Source organism: Pseudoroseicyclus tamaricis, assembly GCF_012070395.1.
In the GTDB taxonomy this organism is placed as follows: domain Bacteria; phylum Pseudomonadota; class Alphaproteobacteria; order Rhodobacterales; family Rhodobacteraceae; genus Pseudoroseicyclus_A; species Pseudoroseicyclus_A tamaricis.
Genome location: NZ_JAAFYS010000001.1, coordinates 1,120,427 through 1,135,753 on the forward strand (window position 1 = coordinate 1,120,427; position 15,327 = coordinate 1,135,753).

11 protein-coding genes and 1 tRNA gene are annotated in these 15,327 nt (G+C 69.2%); 5 read left to right on the forward strand and 7 right to left on the reverse strand.

What is annotated here, in order from left to right; translation table 11 throughout:
- The first annotated feature begins 7 nt into the window (after window positions 1–7).
- Window positions 8–2,512, forward strand: a complete 2,505-nt coding sequence (locus GY170_RS05055; RefSeq protein ID WP_235924008.1) for a pyrroloquinoline quinone-dependent dehydrogenase — start codon at window positions 8–10, stop codon at window positions 2,510–2,512.
- 489 nt (window positions 2,513–3,001) lie between these two features.
- Here the strand turns inward: GY170_RS05055 and GY170_RS05060 are convergent, their stop codons facing one another.
- Window positions 3,002–4,060 (reverse strand): DUF475 domain-containing protein, encoded by a 1,059-nt coding sequence (locus GY170_RS05060; protein ID WP_163890571.1) that lies wholly within the window; start codon window positions 4,058–4,060, stop codon window positions 3,002–3,004.
- Between the two features lie 340 nt (window positions 4,061–4,400).
- On the opposite strand from GY170_RS05060, the gene uxaC reads away from it, so the two are divergent.
- The gene (uxaC, locus tag GY170_RS05065; RefSeq protein ID WP_163890573.1) at window positions 4,401–5,810 is read left to right on the forward strand and encodes a glucuronate isomerase; all 1,410 of its coding nucleotides are present in this window, start codon (window positions 4,401–4,403) and stop codon (window positions 5,808–5,810) included.
- Between the two features lie 56 nt (window positions 5,811–5,866).
- The gene (locus tag GY170_RS05070; protein WP_163890575.1) at window positions 5,867–7,858 is read left to right on the forward strand and encodes an aldo/keto reductase; all 1,992 of its coding nucleotides are present in this window, start codon (window positions 5,867–5,869) and stop codon (window positions 7,856–7,858) included.
- 156 nt (window positions 7,859–8,014) lie between these two features.
- Here the strand turns inward: GY170_RS05070 and bfr are convergent, their stop codons facing one another.
- Window positions 8,015–8,500, reverse strand: coding sequence for a bacterioferritin (gene bfr, locus GY170_RS05075; protein ID WP_163890577.1), 486 nt, complete (start codon window positions 8,498–8,500; stop codon window positions 8,015–8,017).
- A complete protein-coding gene (locus GY170_RS05080; protein ID WP_163890579.1) occupies window positions 8,467–8,739 on the reverse strand; it encodes a (2Fe-2S)-binding protein in 273 nt (90 codons plus the stop codon). The genes bfr and GY170_RS05080 overlap by 34 nt, the downstream gene beginning before the upstream one ends.
- A gap of 262 nt (window positions 8,740–9,001) precedes the next feature.
- Between GY170_RS05080 and GY170_RS05085 the strand changes: the two genes are divergently transcribed.
- The gene (locus GY170_RS05085) at window positions 9,002–9,247 is read left to right on the forward strand and encodes a hypothetical protein (protein ID WP_163890581.1); all 246 of its coding nucleotides are present in this window, start codon (window positions 9,002–9,004) and stop codon (window positions 9,245–9,247) included.
- A 170-nt stretch (window positions 9,248–9,417) separates the two neighbouring features.
- Here GY170_RS05085 and GY170_RS05090 read toward each other — a convergent pair.
- Window positions 9,418–9,492 (reverse strand) — tRNA-Gly (locus GY170_RS05090).
- 107 nt (window positions 9,493–9,599) lie between these two features.
- Entirely contained in the window at window positions 9,600–10,217 is a 618-nt protein-coding gene (locus tag GY170_RS05095) for a DUF2306 domain-containing protein (protein WP_163890583.1), read from the reverse strand.
- A gap of 99 nt (window positions 10,218–10,316) precedes the next feature.
- Here GY170_RS05095 and GY170_RS05100 point away from each other — a divergent pair, with 99 nt between their 5' ends.
- Window positions 10,317–10,886: a TetR/AcrR family transcriptional regulator gene (locus GY170_RS05100; RefSeq protein WP_163890585.1), complete on the forward strand. Its 570-nt coding sequence runs from the start codon at window positions 10,317–10,319 to the stop codon at window positions 10,884–10,886.
- On the opposite strand, the gene GY170_RS05105 is transcribed toward GY170_RS05100, so the two are convergent.
- Both GY170_RS05105 and map read right to left on the reverse strand, forming a co-directional pair.
- A complete protein-coding gene (locus GY170_RS05105) occupies window positions 10,883–14,338 on the reverse strand; it encodes a pyruvate carboxylase (protein ID WP_163891202.1) in 3,456 nt (1,151 codons plus the stop codon). The two genes, GY170_RS05100 and GY170_RS05105, sit on opposite strands and share 4 nt — an antisense overlap.
- Before the next feature lie 116 nt (window positions 14,339–14,454).
- Window positions 14,455–15,204, reverse strand: coding sequence for a type I methionyl aminopeptidase (gene map / locus GY170_RS05110; protein WP_163890587.1), 750 nt, complete (start codon window positions 15,202–15,204; stop codon window positions 14,455–14,457).
- Window positions 15,205–15,327 lie beyond the last annotated feature (123 nt).

Sequence of the window (15,327 nt, forward strand, 5' to 3'; positions counted from 1 at the left end):
GGCACGCATGACCGACTGGGCCATGACCAACCGGGTGCGCATCGCCATGATCGCCGCCCTCGCAGCCACGCCTGTCTGGGCGCAGGAGACCACCGAAACCGATGGCGACGTGATCGTCGTCGAGCCGGACAACGGCGTCGTTGTCGAGGATGACAGTGCTGACGCGCCGGTGACGGAGGAGACGGCAGAGGACGAGGCCGACGGGCCGACCCTCGATGAGGTCGAGCCGGGGGAGGAGGCGATTTTCGTCGACGACCTCGAGGCAGAGGCCGAGGGTGACGCCGCGGAGCCTGCCGCCGAAGACGGCCCGACGCTGGACGAGGTCGAGCCCGGAGAGGATGCGATCTTCGTCGATGATCTCGGGATGGACGACGAGGCCGCCGACACGGCGACCGACGAGGCGCCGACACTGGATGAGGTCGAGCCGGGCGAGGACGCCCTCTTCGTCGATGACCTTGAAACCGCGACGGACGATGAGCCCGGCGCCGAGGCAACCGCGAGCGAAGAGGAAAGCCTCGACGCCGTGATCGACCCGGCCCCCGAGACCGGCGAGACGTCGGAGGCACCCGAAGACGGCCCCGCCGCGACTGAGCCGGAGCCGGTCTTCGAGGTTGGCGCGGACTGGCCCTACTGGGGCGGCGATGCCGACGCGACCCGCTACTCGCCGCTCGCCCAGATCACCCCGCAGAACGTCGAGGAGCTGGTGGAGGTCTTCTCCTACCAGACCGGCGACATGCCGACGGAGGTGACCGAGGGCACCTACTCGCCCGAGACGACGCCGCTGAAGCTGGGCGACGACCTGCTGATGTGCTCGGCCATGAACATCCTCATCTCCATCGACGCCGCGACAGGCGAGGAGAACTGGCGCTTCAATCCCGGCGTGCCGCCGGAGGCCATCCCCTACGGCGCCACCTGCCGGGGCGTCTCCGTCTATCGCGACCCCGATGCGGGGGAGGGCGATCTCTGCGCCACCCGCGTCATCCAAGCGACGCTGGACGCCAAGCTTGTCGCCGTCGATGCCGAGACGGGCCTGCCCTGCGAGGACTTCGGCGAGAACGGCACCGTCGATCTCTGGCAGGATATCGGTGAGCGCGTGCCCGGCTGGTACGCCGTCACCGCCCCGCCCGCCATCGTGCGCGGCGTCGTTGTCACCGGCGCGCAGGTGCTCGACGGTCAGGCCGAGGAGGCGCCTTCCGGCGTCGTGCGGGGCTACGACGCCCTGACGGGCGAACTCGCCTGGGCTTGGGATCTCGCCGCGCCCGAGGAGATGCGGGACGGCCCGCCCGAGGGCCGCGTCTACACCCGCGGCACGCCCAACATGTGGACGACCGCCGTCGCTGACGAGGAGCTGGGCTACGTCTACCTGCCGCTCGGCAATTCCTCGGTCGACTACTACGGCTCCAACCGGTCGGAGGCGGAGAACGAGTTCTCCACATCTCTGGTGGCCGTCGATGCCACCACCGGCGAGGAGGTCTGGCACTTCCAGACCGTCCGCCGCGACGTCTGGGACTATGACCTCGGCTCGCAGCCCACGCTGGTGGACTGGCAAGGCACGCCGGCGATCATCCTGCCCTCCAAGCAGGGGGACATCTACATCCTTGATCGCGCGACGGGCGAGCCTCTGACGCCCGTGGGCCAGCTGGAGGACCTGCCGCAGGGCGAGATCGAGCCGGACTACATCTCAGATACGCAGCCCTACTCGGTCTGGCACACGCTGCGCAAACCGCCGCTGGAGGCCAAGGATGCCTGGGGCTTCACGCCCATCGACCAGCTCTGGTGCCGCATCCAGTTCCACCGCGCCAATTACGAGGGCTACTTCACGCCGCCCTCGGCCGATGCGCCCTGGATCCAGTACCCGGGCTACAACGGCGGCTCCGACTGGGGCTCGGTCGCAGTGGATGTCGAGCGCGGCATCATCATCGCCAACTACAACGACATCCCGAACTACAACCAGCTGATCGAGCGGGAGGACCCGTACCAAACGGACGAGTACACCACGATCGACGAGGCGCCGGAATCGGTCGGCTCGCCGGCCGACAACGAGGCCGGGCCGCAGGCGGGCTCGCCCTACGCGATCTCCGTCAACGCCGGCTGGCGCAGCGAGCTGACGGGCATGCCATGTTCCAGCCCGCCCTACGGTGGCATCCGGGCCATCGATCTGGAGACGGGGGAGACGCTCTGGGACCGCCCGCTGGGCACGGCCCGGCGCAACGGGCCCTTCGGCATCCCCTCCTTCCTGCCGCTGGACATCGGCACGCCGAACAACGGCGGCTCGGTGGTCACGGCCTCTGGCCTCGTCTTCATCGGCGCGGCGACGGACAACCTCTTCCGCGCCATAGACATTGAGACGGGCGAGACGCTCTGGTCGGTCGTGCTGCCGGCGGGCGGCCAGGCCAACCCGGTGACCTACGAGGTGGACGGGCGCCAGTACGTCATGATCTCCGCCATGGGGCACCACTTCATGGAGACGGGCGTCGGCGACTACATGATGGCCTGGGCGCTGCCGGAATAAGCGCGCAGAACTGAAGACAGAAGGGCGCCGGAGGGAGACCTCCGGCGCCCTTTTTCATGCGCTCGTTCGGGCCGCCCGTAGACCGGGCGTCAGCCCGGCACCCGCTCTGACCTTGGCGCACACTGCCCGCAGCGCATCGCCCTCAGGCGTCGCCGCTGAGCGGGGGGCCTCGCCCCCGTAGGGTGGGTTTCCAACCCACCACTCCTTCACAACTTGGCGGAACATCTGCAGGCGCAGGGCGAGCGCCTGCCCGTGGGGTGGCGCCGCAACCGCCCCGCGGCGCGCTTTATGCCGGCCAAGCCCCTCTCCGACCCGAGCGAGGCACCAAGCCCCACCAGAGCGCCAGCCCGCCGGGACGGGCAGGTGCTCGCCCTGCGCCTTTGGCGCGCACCGGGCGGGGGAGAGCTCCGGGCGTTTTCGCCACGGGCTCGCCGTCCCGATCTAAGGCGCCGGTGGGAGGCGCTCCCCCTGCAGGCTTCGAGCCCCCCGTCAGTCCCCCCTGGCTCGGCTACCCTTGACCGAGGACCAAAGCGCCGCGCCGATCAGCGCCACGCCGATGAAGCCGGTAATCACTTCCGGGATGGCCACGAAGGCTTGCAGGTACATGATCACCGAGAGCACGAAGATCGCGTAGAACGCCCCGTGCTCGAGGAAGCGGTATTGGTTCAGCGTCCCCCGTTCGACCAGCATCACCGTCATCGAGCGGACGTACATCGCGCCGATGCCGAGGCCGATGGCGATGATGAAGATGTTGTGGGAGAGGGCGAAGGCCCCGACGACACCGTCGAAGGAGAAGCTGGCGTCCAGCACCTCCAGGTAGAGGAAGGCGCCGAGGCCGCCGACCGCCGTCCGCTCTCCGGAGCGCAAGCCGCCGTCCATGATCGCCCCGCCGGCATCGACCAGCAGGAAGGTGAGCAGACCGTAGGTGGCGGCGATGATGAACTGCCGTCCTTCCTCGGCCGGCAGCAGGGTGGAGGCGACGACGGCAAGAAGCAGCACGAAGGCCGCCTCGATCCCCCGGATGCGGGCGGCGCCGGCGAGGCGGCGCTCGACGCGGCGGATCCAGTGCACGTCCTTCTCGGCGTCGAAGAAGTAGGTGAGCGAGACCATCATCAGGAAGGTCCCGCCGAAGGCGGCGATGGGCAGGTGCGCCTCGTGCATGAGGTGCGAGTACTCGTCGGGCTGCGTCGCGGCGAGGCGCAGCGCCTCCCACGGGCCGATGCCGGCGGCGACGACGATGATCAGCAGCGGGAAGACGATCCGCATGCCGAAGACGGCGATCAGGATGCCCCATGTCAGGAAGCGCCGCCGCCAGATCTCGCTCATCGTCTTCAACTTGCGGGCGTTGACGATGGCGTTGTCGAAGGAGAGCGAGATCTCCAGCACTGCCAGCACGGCGGTGATGAAGAGAAAGGAGAGGGCGGCGGCGGGCGTGCGCCCGTAGATCCAGCCGGTCACCAGCCCCAGCACCAGGCCGAGGCCGGTGACGAGAAAGGCCCATTTGAAGTAGGAATACGTCGATCGTCCGGGCGTGCCGCTGTCGGGCATGTCGGGTCCCCATCTCGGGCGGGCCGGCGCCTGCGCCGATGCCCCTCCCTGCGGCAGTTTCTGGGTCTGCGCCGACATCACAAGCGTGCCGCGAGACGCTTGCCAGAGGGGCCCGGTCGCCGGGACGGCGCCCGCCGCCCCTGATGCGGCCGTCTTGTCGCAAAAGCCCCTGCCTTCCGCAATCGCCCTGCCGCATCGCCGCCACAGATGACGTGTTGCCACGCCGCGTCAAGGCCGTTCGCCAAACCCCGGCCGCCCCGGCTCCGGCGAATTGACCCCCCCGCGCGGAGCCCTTAGGCCATTGTCAGACAATCCGGCCGCGCCCTGAAGGAGACCGCCCATGCCCCGCCTCGACCCCGATAGGCTGTTCCCGCCGGAGGAGCGCACGCGCGCCATCGCCCGCGCGCTCTACGAGGGCGTGAAGGATCTGCCGATCATCTCTCCCCACGGCCACACCGATCCCTCCTGGTTCGCCGAGAACCAGCCCTTCCCCGACCCGGCGACGCTTTTCGTGAAGCCGGATCACTACGTCTTCCGCATGCTCTTCAGCCAGGGAGTCTCGCTGGATTCGCTCGGTGTCCCCCGGGCCGACGGGGGAGAGGTGGAGACGGACGGCCGGGCGATCTGGCGGCGTTTCGCCGAGCATTACTACCTGCTGCGCGGCACGCCCTCCCGCCTCTGGCTCGATTACTCCTTCGAGAACGTCTTCGGCCTGACCGACCCCTTCGGCCCGGACACCGCCGATGCCTTCTACGATCACATCGACGCCGCCCTGAAGACGGAGGCCTTCCGCCCCCGCGCCCTCTTCGAGCGGTTCAACATCGAGGCCATCGCGACGACGGAGAGCCCGCTCGACGACCTGCGCCATCACCGCACGATTGCCGAGAGCGGTTGGGGCGGGCGGGTCATCACCGCCTACCGACCGGACCCGGTGGTGGACCCCGACTTCCCCGGCTTCACCGACAACCTCGCCAAATTCGGCGAGATCGCCGGCGAGGATGTCTCCACCTGGGCCGGCTACCTCGCCGCGCATCGCAATCGGCGCGCCTATTTCAAGGAGGTGGGCGGCGCCACCTCCTCCGATCACGGCCACCCGACGGCGCATACGGAAAACTTGGGCGAGGCGGAGGCCGCCGCGCTCTACGAGACCGTCCGCACAGGACGGGCAAGTGCGGCCGAGGCCGAGGCGTTCCGCGGCCAGATGCTCACCGAGATGGCGCGCATGAGCCTCGATGACGGGCTGGTCCTGCAGATCCACCCCGGCTCGCGGCGCAACCATTCGGGCGCGATCCTGCAGAAATTCGGCCGCGACAAGGGCTTCGACATTCCCGGCCGCACCGATTTCGTGCAGGACCTCAAGCCGCTCCTCGACGCCCACGGGCTCGACACCCGGCTGACGATCATCCTCTTCATGCTCGACGAGACCACCCAGTCTCGGGAACTCGCCCCGCTGGCCGGTGTCTACCCGGCGCTGCGGCTCGGCCCGCCCTGGTGGTTCTACGACAGCCCCGAGGGGATGATGCGTTTCCGCCAGAACACGACGGAGACGGCCGGCTTCTACAATACCGTCGGCTTCAACGACGACACGCGCGCCTACCTTTCCATCCCCGCCCGGCACGATGTCGCCCGGCGGGTGGACAGCGCCTACCTCGCCACGCTGGTCGCCACCGGCCGGCTGGGGGAGGACGAGGCGCACGATGTCGCCCATGACCTGACCTACGGGCTGGTCAAGAAAGCCTACAAACTCTGAGAGTGACACGGGGGCCGCGCCATGCACAAAGGGCGCGGCAGGAGAGGGAGAGAGCCATGACCATACGCTGGGGGATCATCGGACCGGGCGGCATCGCCGGCAATTTCGCGACCGGCCTCGCCGGGGCGGACGGGGCGGAGCTGGTGGCCATCGCCTCCCGCTCGGCCGAGCGGCGCGCCAGCTTCGGCGAGCGCTTCGGCGTCGCCGAGGCGAAGCGATACGACAGCTACGAGGCGTTGCTGGCGGACGAGGACGTCGATGCCGTCTACATCGCCACGCCGCACCCATGGCACGCCGAGCAGGGGCTGATGGTGATCCGCGCCGGCAAGCACCTGCTCTGCGAAAAGCCCGCCGGTCTCAACGCCGCCGAGGTGCAGGTGCTGGTCGAGGCGGCGCGGGAGGAGGGCGTCTTCTTTGCCGAGGCCTTCATGTGGCTCTGCCACCCGCAGATCGAGCGGCTCGCCCAGTTCGTCACCACGCTGGGGCCGGTGCAGCATGTCCGCGCCAGCTTCGGCTTCTCGGCCGCCTTCTCGGAGGAGTCGCGCCTCTACGCGCTGGAGCTGGGCGGCGGCGGCATCCTCGATGTCGGTGGCTACGCCGTCTCCGCCGTGCGCATGGTCGCTGGGCTGGCGGAGGGGCGCTTCGTCGACCCGGTGACCTTCAAGGGCACCGGCCGGCTGGGTCAGACGGGGGTCGACGAGGTGGCCTATGGCCTCCTCGGCTTCGAGAGCGGCATCACCGCCGAGGTGTCCTGCGCCGTCGCCCGCAACATGGAGAACGTCGTCCGCGTGGAATGCGAGAAGGGCACCATCACGCTCCTCGACCCGTGGATCCCGGGGCGGGAGACCGGCCCCTCCGACGCCAAGCTGCTGATCGAGGAGGGCGGCCAGCGGCGGGAGGAGCAGGTGGTGGCCCCCAAGCAGCTCTACGCCTACGAGGTGGAGGCGGCGAGCCGCGCCATCGAAGCCGGCCAGACGGCGCTCGCCTTCCCGAAGATGACGCCCGCCGGTTCCATCGGCAACAACGCCGTGCTCGACCGCTGGCGGCAGGAGCTGGGCTACGCCACCATTGCCGAGCGGGCGGGGGCGAAGCGCCACCTCTCCGGCACGCTGCCGGCCGGGTTGCCGCGCATCCCGACCGCCGAGATGCCGGGCGCCGGCCCCGTCAGCCGCCTGATCCTCGGATGCGACAACCGCGAGACGCTGGCGGAGGGGGCGATCCTCTTCGACGCCTTCCGCGAGGCCGGCGGCACCACCTTCGACACCGCGCATATCTATGGGCAGGGCCTCTACGAGCGGGTGCTCGGCCAGTGGATCGCCGACCGCGGCGTCGCCGGCGAGGTGACGGTGATCGTCAAGGGCGCCCATACGCCGTGGTGCGTGCCCGATGCCATCGGCGTCCAGCTCGGCCTCTCGCTCGGCCGGCTGGGGCTGGAGCGGGCGCCTATCTACATCATGCACCGCGACAACCCGGATGTGCCGGTCGGCGAGTTCGTCGAGGCGGTGGCGCGCGAGCGCGACGCTGGGCGCATCGGCATCTGGGGCGGCTCCAACTGGACGGCGGCGCGCTTCAGGGAGGCGGTGGACTATGCTGAGGCGAAGGGGCTGGAGCCGCCGCGCATCCTCAACAACAACCTCAGCCTCGCGGTGATGGACCCGCCGATCTGGCCGGGCTGCCTCACCTCCAACGATGCCGAGACGCTGGCCTTCCTGCGCGAGAAGGGCGTCGCCCACGTCGCCTGGTCCTCGCAGGCGCGGGGCTACTTCCTGCCCGCCGCCGAGCGCGGCGAGCTGGAGGAGGAAGGGACGGGGCCCGAGGCCTTCTACGCCTCGCCCGAGAACGAGGAGCGCCTGCGCCGGGCGGAGGAGCTGGCGGCCAAGCGCGGCGTCTCCGCCCACAATGTCGCGACGGCCTGGGTGCTGGCGCAGAGCTTCCCCAGCTTCGCCGTCATCGGGCCGCGCAGCCCGCATGAGCTGGCCACCACGCTCCCGGCGCTGGGCGTGGAGCTGACGGCGCAGGAGGCTGCCTGGCTCAACCTCGAAGGGTAGGGACGGGTGGCAGAGGCCGGGGGGCGCTGCCCCCCGGACCCCCCGAGGGTATTTATGGCCAGATGAAAAGGGGGGACGCGGAGAGCGGCCCGCCAGACGTGCGGACGGGCGCCGGTTGGGGCGCCCGTGCGTGTCGCTCGATGGGGGAGGGAGGGTTTACTCCGCTTCGTCCATCGCGGTGGCGTTGATGATGGCGTAGCGCTCGGCGCCGACACGGTCATGCAGGTCGATCTGTGTCTCGAGGAAGTCGATATGGCCTTCCTCGTCGGCCAGGAGCTCCTCGAAGAGCTTCATCGAGACGTAGTCGCCGCAATCGTGGCTGACCTCGCGGGCCTCCTTGTAGAGGGCGCGGGCCTCCTGCTCGGCGGCGAGATCGGCCTCCAGCGTTTCCTTCGGGTCCTGCCCGACGCGGATCGGGTCGAGCCGCTGCAGGTTGGGATGGCCGCCGAGGAAGATGATGCGCGCCATCAGCTTGTCGGCATGGTGCATCTCCTCGATGCTCTCCGCCCGGCTCTTGGCCGCCATCTTGCCGAGGCCCCAGTCTTCCTGAAGCTTGAAATGCAGCCAGTACTGGCTGATGGCCGTCAGCTCGCTGCGGAGCGCCCGGTTCAGATAGTCGATGACCTTGTCGTCGCCCTGCATGTCCCTGTCTGTCCTTCTTCCTTGCGTCCGGGGCGGGGTAGCACCGGTACGCGGAGATTATCGTTCCTGCGCATGGTGTCGAGGAAGAGGGACATGCAGCCCCCGCATTCCGCCGACTTGCCGAGCGCCCGGTAGACCTTGCCGGGCGTGATGATCGTCGCCGGGTCGGATGCCCGCATCCAGTCGATGGCGGAGCGGATGTCCCCGTCGGTGATGGACTGGCAGTGACAGACGATCATGGGCGGCTCTCCGCGCGCGGCCCCCCTCCGGGGCGGCTCTGGGAGAATCTCTTACGGATTTACTCGGGTAGGTCAACCGCGCCGGCCGTGGCCTCCGATCATACTTCAGCGGCCCGGCGGGCAGGGCGCGGAAAGGGCGCAGGGGTGGTGCCCCGGCGGGGCGTTTTCGCAACAGGATGTGATCTTGCCAATCTTATGGAACGCTGGCGCGAGAGGCGGCGTTAGACCCCTGAAAGCGATCAGGACCTGAAGGAGACGACGGATGTCTGATGACAGACGCGCCTCCTCTTCATCCTCGCTCTGGGCCGGCCCGATTGTGGTCGGCGTTCTTGTCGCCATGCTGGCGATCGGATCGATCTGGTACGCGCAAGACAGCGTGTTCGGCGAAGAGAGCGGCACCCTTCTGGTGATGCCGGAGTTCGAAGAGGAGGCGGAGGAGACGGCGGGGATCGACGTGCGCGCGAGCGACACGATCAGCGCCGATCTGCGCACGAAACAAGGCCAGTAAAGGCCGGTGACTTTTCGACGGGTAGGGTTTCAGGACAGGAATGAGGGCCGCAGCGATGCGGCCCTTTTTCATGCGCGACTGGCACATATGCGCCGAGGTGGATCCGACGCGCCCGGGGCGCGGGCGGCGCCACATGGTGCCGGGACCATCCAGTCTGCTGGGGGACGAAATGGAGCGGGCGAAGAGATTCGAACTCTCGACCCTTACCTTGGCAAGGTAATGCTCTACCCCTGAGCTACGCCCGCCTCCGTTTCGTGGGGCTCAAATATTCGCCCGCGCCGGGGCCCGCAAGCGAAAAATGATCGCTAGAGGGGGCCTCCGCGGATTTTCCTCCGGGCAGGCGCGCCGCCGCTCAGGCCGGCAGCGCCGGCGCGGGGCGGGTGGGCCGGCGGAGGAGCCATTCGGCGACGAGGAGGTTGGGGACCCATGAGCTCCACGCCAGGATGAGCGAGGCGGGTGTGTAGTCGTAATCGTAGAGAATGAGCAGCAGCGGCAGCTGCAGGCGCAGCGTCACCGCTCCGAAGGTGAGCGCGTAGGAGCGGGTCATCCAGCGGCGGTGTGCCTCCACTCGGCCCGCGAGGATGGCGCGGAGAGCGAGGCCGGTGGTGCCGAGCCAGAAGATCGCCAGCGTGCCGAAGCCGAGCGCTGCGACGGGACGGCCCTCCGTCGTCACGGCGAGGACGAGGGCGGCGAGGCCGCTGAGCACCACGGATCCCACGTAGAGCCGCCCGGTGACGCGGTGCAGCCGCGGGCGGCGGGCGCGCAGGCCGGGGAAGAACTGGAATGCGCCAGCAACGAGCGCAATGGGGGCGAGCACGATATGCGCGGCGAGGAAGGCCTGCCGCGGCGGGGCGTGCAGCGCCGTGACGGTGAAGAACGCCGGCTCCCACCCCAGAAAGACGAAGCGGTAGGAGGCGAGGGCGACGCCGACGGCGGAGACGGACATCGCGAGCGTGAGGGCGCGGGGCATGGGGCAGGTACTTCCGGCTGAAGTTGACAGTGTCAAGTTGATGTTGTTGACACTGTCAAGCAAGATTGACGCTGTCAAGTCGCGTGATACTCCGGGGTCATGGACACACCTTCCCACCGCCGAGACGTGCGCGCCGATCTCATCGCCGCCGGGCTCGCCATCCTCGACGAGCGCGGCTTCGAGGCGATGACGCTGCGCGCCTGCGCCGCTCGCGCCGGCGTCAGCCATGCCGCGCCTGCGCATCATTTCGAGGGGCTGCCGGGGCTCAGGGCGGCCATCGCGGCGGAGGGCTTCCGCCGCTTCACCGCGACGATTCTGGAGGAGCGGCGAAAGGCAGGGGAGGACCCGCGGGCGCGGCTGGAGGCGATCTGCGAGGGCTACCTGCGCTTCGCCCGCGCGCAGCCGGGGCTCTTCAACCTCGTCTTCAACCTCACCTTCGAGCATGTCTCGGAGGGCGAGGTGGAGGAGGCCGGCGGCGCGGCCTATGCCGTGCTGGCAGAGACCTGCGCGCCCTTCGCGCCGCTGGGCGACAGCGAGGGCTCGACGGAGGCGTTCGTCTGGTCGCTCGTGCACGGCCGCGCCTGCCTTGAGCTGGCGGGGCGGTTCGACGGCACCGCCGCACCGCCGCCGATGGCGACGATGCTGGCCGGGTTGCGGCTGAGGGCCTAGCCGGCCTCCATCTCCACCAAGAGGTCCTTGGCGTCGATCTGGGCGCCGGCGGTGACATAGACCGCCTTCACCACGCCCGCCTTGTCGGCATGGATGCCCGTCTCCATCTTCATCGCCTCGATGGTCAGGAGCAGGTCGCCCTTCTTGACGCTCATCCCCGGCTGGGCGGCGATGGTGGCGACGACGCCCGGCATCGGCGCGCCGACATGGAGCGGGTTGGCCGGGTCGGCCTTCGGCACCGCCGCCTTGCCGCCCTGCGCCTTGCGGTTGGCCACGCGGATCGAGCGGGGCTGGCCGTTGAGCTCGAAGAAGACGCGCACCTCACCGTCATCCTGCAACTCGCCGACGGCGGAGAGGCGCAGTTCGAGCGTCTTGCCCGGGTCGATCTCCACCCCGATCTCGTCCCCCGGCTCCATGCCGTAGAAGAAGACCTTCGTCGGCAGGGCGCGGACGGGGCCGTAGAGCTGGTGGCGGGTGACGTAGTCGGTGAAGACCTTGGGATACATCAGGTAGGCGGCTAGGTCGCGGTCGGTGATCTCCTCCAGCTCCAGACCGGTCGCCTCTGCCAGCTCGCCACGCTTCGCGTCGAGATCCGCTGGAGGCATCAGGGCGCCGGGGCGCTCCGTCAGGGGCTCTTCGCCTTTCAGAACCTTCTCCTGCAGGGCCGGGGGCCAGCCGCCGGGGGGCTGGCCGAGGTTGCCCTTCATCATGTCGATGACGCTGTCTGGGAAGGCGACGTCCACCTCCGGGTCCTCGACCTGGGCGCGGGTGAGGCCCTGGGAGACCATCATGAGGGCCATGTCGCCGACCACCTTGGAGGAGGGCGTGACCTTCACGATATCGCCGAACATCATGTTCACGTCGGCATAGGTCTTGGCGACCTCGTGCCACTTGTCCTCCAGCCCGAGGCTGCGCGCCTGCGCCTTGAGGTTGGTGAACTGGCCGCCCGGCATCTCGTGGAGGTACACCTCCGAGGCCGGCGCCTGCATGCCGCTCTCGAAGGCGGCGTACTGGCCGCGCACGGCTTCCCAGTAGTTGGAGATCTCGCGGATGGCGGCGATGTCGAGCCCGGTGTCGCGCTCGGTATGCCGCAGCGCCTCGACGATGGAGCCGAGGGTGGGCTGCGAGGTGTTGCCGGAGAGCGAGTCGATGGCGCCGTCGACCACGTCGACCCCGGCCGCCGCCGCCGCCAGCACGGTGGAGATGGCGGCGCCGGAGGTGTCGTGGGTGTGGAAGTGGACGGGGATCGAGACCTCGTCCTTCAGGGCGCGGATCAGCTGCGTGGCGGCGGCGGGCTTGAGAAGGCCCGCCATGTCCTTCAGGCCGAGGATCTGGGCACCGGCGGCCTCCAGCTCCTTCGCCATGCCGACGTAGTACTTCAGGTCATACTTCGCGCGATCCGGGTCGAGGATGTCGCCCGTGTAGCAGATGGCGGCCTCGCAGATCTTGCCCGTCTCCACCACGGCATCCATGGCGACGCGCATGTTCTCCACCCAGTTGAGCGAATCGAAGACGCGGAAGACATCGACCCCGCCCTCGGCGGCCTGCTGCACGAAGAACTGCACGACGTTGTCGGGGTAGTTCGTGTAGCCGACGCCGTTGGAGGCGCGCAGCAGCATCTGCGTCAGGATGTTCGGCATCGCGGCGCGGATGTCCGTCAGCCGCTTCCACGGGCTCTCCTGCAGGAACCGGTAGGCGACGTCGAAGGTGGCGCCGCCCCAGCATTCCACGCTGAAGAGGCCCGACATGTTCTGCGCATAGGCGGGCGCCGCGCCGATCATGTCGATGGAGCGCATGCGGGTGGCGAGGAGCGACTGGTGGCCGTCGCGCATCGCGGTATCGGTGATCAGCAGCGGCTTGGAGGACAGCAGCCACTCCTGTACCGCCTTCACGCCGCCCTCACGGAGGAGATCGGCGGAGCCTTTCGGCACGTCGCTGGAGAAGGCGACGGGCGGCTTCGGCGGCTTCGCCTCGGCGTAGGGCAGGGCGCGGCCCTCCGTCTCCGGGTGGCCGTTGACGGTGATGTCGGCGATGTAGGTGAGGATCTTCGTCGCCCGGTCGCGCCGCTGGCGGAAGTCGAAGAGCTCCGGCGTCTCGTCGATGAACTTGGTGGTGTACTGGTTGCTCAGGAAGGTCGGGTGCTTGAGCAGGTTGATGACGAAATCGATGTTCGTGCTCACCCCGCGGATGCGGAACTCGCGGAGCGCCCGGTCCATCCGCGCGATGGCCATCTCGGGCGTCGGCGCCCGGGCGGTGACCTTCGTCAGGAGCGAATCGTAGTAGCGGGTGATGACGGCGCCCGAATAGGCCGTACCGCCGTCGAGGCGGATGCCGGGGCCCGTGGCGCTCCGATACGTCTGGATGCGGCCGTAATCGGGGATGAAGTTGTTCGTCGGGTCTTCGGTCGTCACCCGGCATTGGACGGCGTGTCCCTGCAGCTCGACATCGTACTGGCTGGCCTTTCCCGTCGCCTCCGTCAGGCTCTTGCCCTCGGCGATGAGGATCTGGGCGCGCACGATGTCGATCCCCGTCACCTCCTCGGTGACGGTGTGCTCGACCTGCACGCGGGGGTTCACCTCGATGAAGTAGAACTCCCCCGAATCCATATCCATCAGGAATTCGACGGTGCCGGCGCACTCGTAGTTCACGTGCTGGCAGATCTGGCGGCCGAGGTTGCAGATGCGCTCGCGCTGCGCCTCGGAGAGGTAGGGGGCCGGCGCCCGCTCGACGACCTTCTGGTTGCGCCGCTGGACGGAGCAGTCCCGCTCCCACAGGTGGTAGATGTTGCCGTGGCTGTCGCCGAGGATCTGAACCTCGACGTGCCGGGCGCGGGTGATCATCTTCTCGAGGTAGCCCTCGCCGTTGCCGAAGGCGGCCTCGGCCTCGCGCCGGCCCTCCAGCACCTTCGATTCCAGCTCGTCCTCGCTGAAGATCGGCCGCATCCCCCGGCCGCCGCCGCCCCAGCTGGCCTTGAGCATCAGCGGGTAGCCCACCTCGGCGGCCTGTCGGCGGATCTCCTCCATGTCCTCGCCCAGCACCTCGGTGGCGGGGATGACCGGCACGCCGGCCTCGATGGCGACGCGGCGGGCGGAGGCCTTGTCGCCGAGCTCGCGCATCGTCTGCGCCTTGGGGCCGATGAAGGTGATGCCGGCCTCGGTGCAGGCATCGACGAAATCGGGGTTCTCGGAGAGCAGGCCATAGCCCGGGTGGATGGCGTCGGCGCCGCTCTTCTTGGCGACCCGGATGATCTCGGGGATCGATAGGTAGGCGGCCACCGGCCCCAGCCCCTCGCCGATGCGGTAGGCCTCGTCGGACTTGAAGCGGTGCAGGCCGAGCTTGTCCTCCTCGGCGTAGACGGCGACCGTCTTCTTCCCCATCTCGTTGGCGGCCCGCATGATGCGGATGGCGATCTCGCCCCGGTTGGCGATGAGGATCTTGTTGAACTCGGCCATCTCGCGTCCCCCGGGGCTGTCCATGTCGGAGGCCAGCCTAGTCATGCCGCGATGCGGCGCAATCCCCCCGAGGGGGGTGGCGGCCTCCGCCGAGCGAAAAAGCCGGGGCAGGGGGCTCAGCCGGGGAGCGTCAGCACGATGGGGCCGCGGTCGGTGGCGACGATTGTGTGCTCGTATTGCACGACGGGGGCGGCCGGCTCGGCATGGAGCGTCCAGCCGTCGCCGCCATCGGCGGCCCAGAGCGCGCCCTGCGAGAGGAAGGGCTCGACCGTCAGCACCATCCCCTTGCGGATGCGCCGCCGCTCGCCGCGCGCAGGCCATGTGGGGATCTCCTCCGGCTCCTCGTGCAGGGCCCGGCCGATGCCGTGGCTGGCGAGGTTGCGCAGCAGGGTATAGCCGCGCTTGGAGGCGAACTGCCCGATGGCTTCGCCGATGCCGCCCAGCGGCCGGCCGCTGCGCACCTGGTCGATGCCGATCTGCGTGGCGCGCCGCCCGTCGCGGCAGAGCCGCTCCAGCGAGGGGGGCACGGGGCCGAGGCGGAACGTGGCACCGGTATCGGCGAAGTAGCCATCCTTCGAGGCGGAGACGTCGATGTTCACCAGGTCTCCCGTCGCCAGCACGCGCGGGCCGGGGATGCCGTGGGCGACCTCCTCGTTGACGCTGATGCAGGTGGCGCCGGGAAAGTCGTAGGTGGATTGCGGGGCGGAGCGCGCGCCCTCCCGCTCCAACAGCTCACGGCCGATCTCGTCGAGCTCGGCCGTCGTCATCCCCGGCTCCATCGCGCCGGCCATGGCCTGCATGGTGGCGGCGACGATGCGGCCGATGTCCTTGAGCGCCTCCAGCTCGTGCTGCCTGGTGATCGTCATGACATCCGTCCCTTCGTCAAAATCGGCGCGAGGCTGGACCGGATCGTGCCCGGCCGCAATGCGGCAGGCGGGCCGAATGGGGGGAAGTCGGCCCCTCCCGCCCCGGGGAGAACGGGGGGGAGG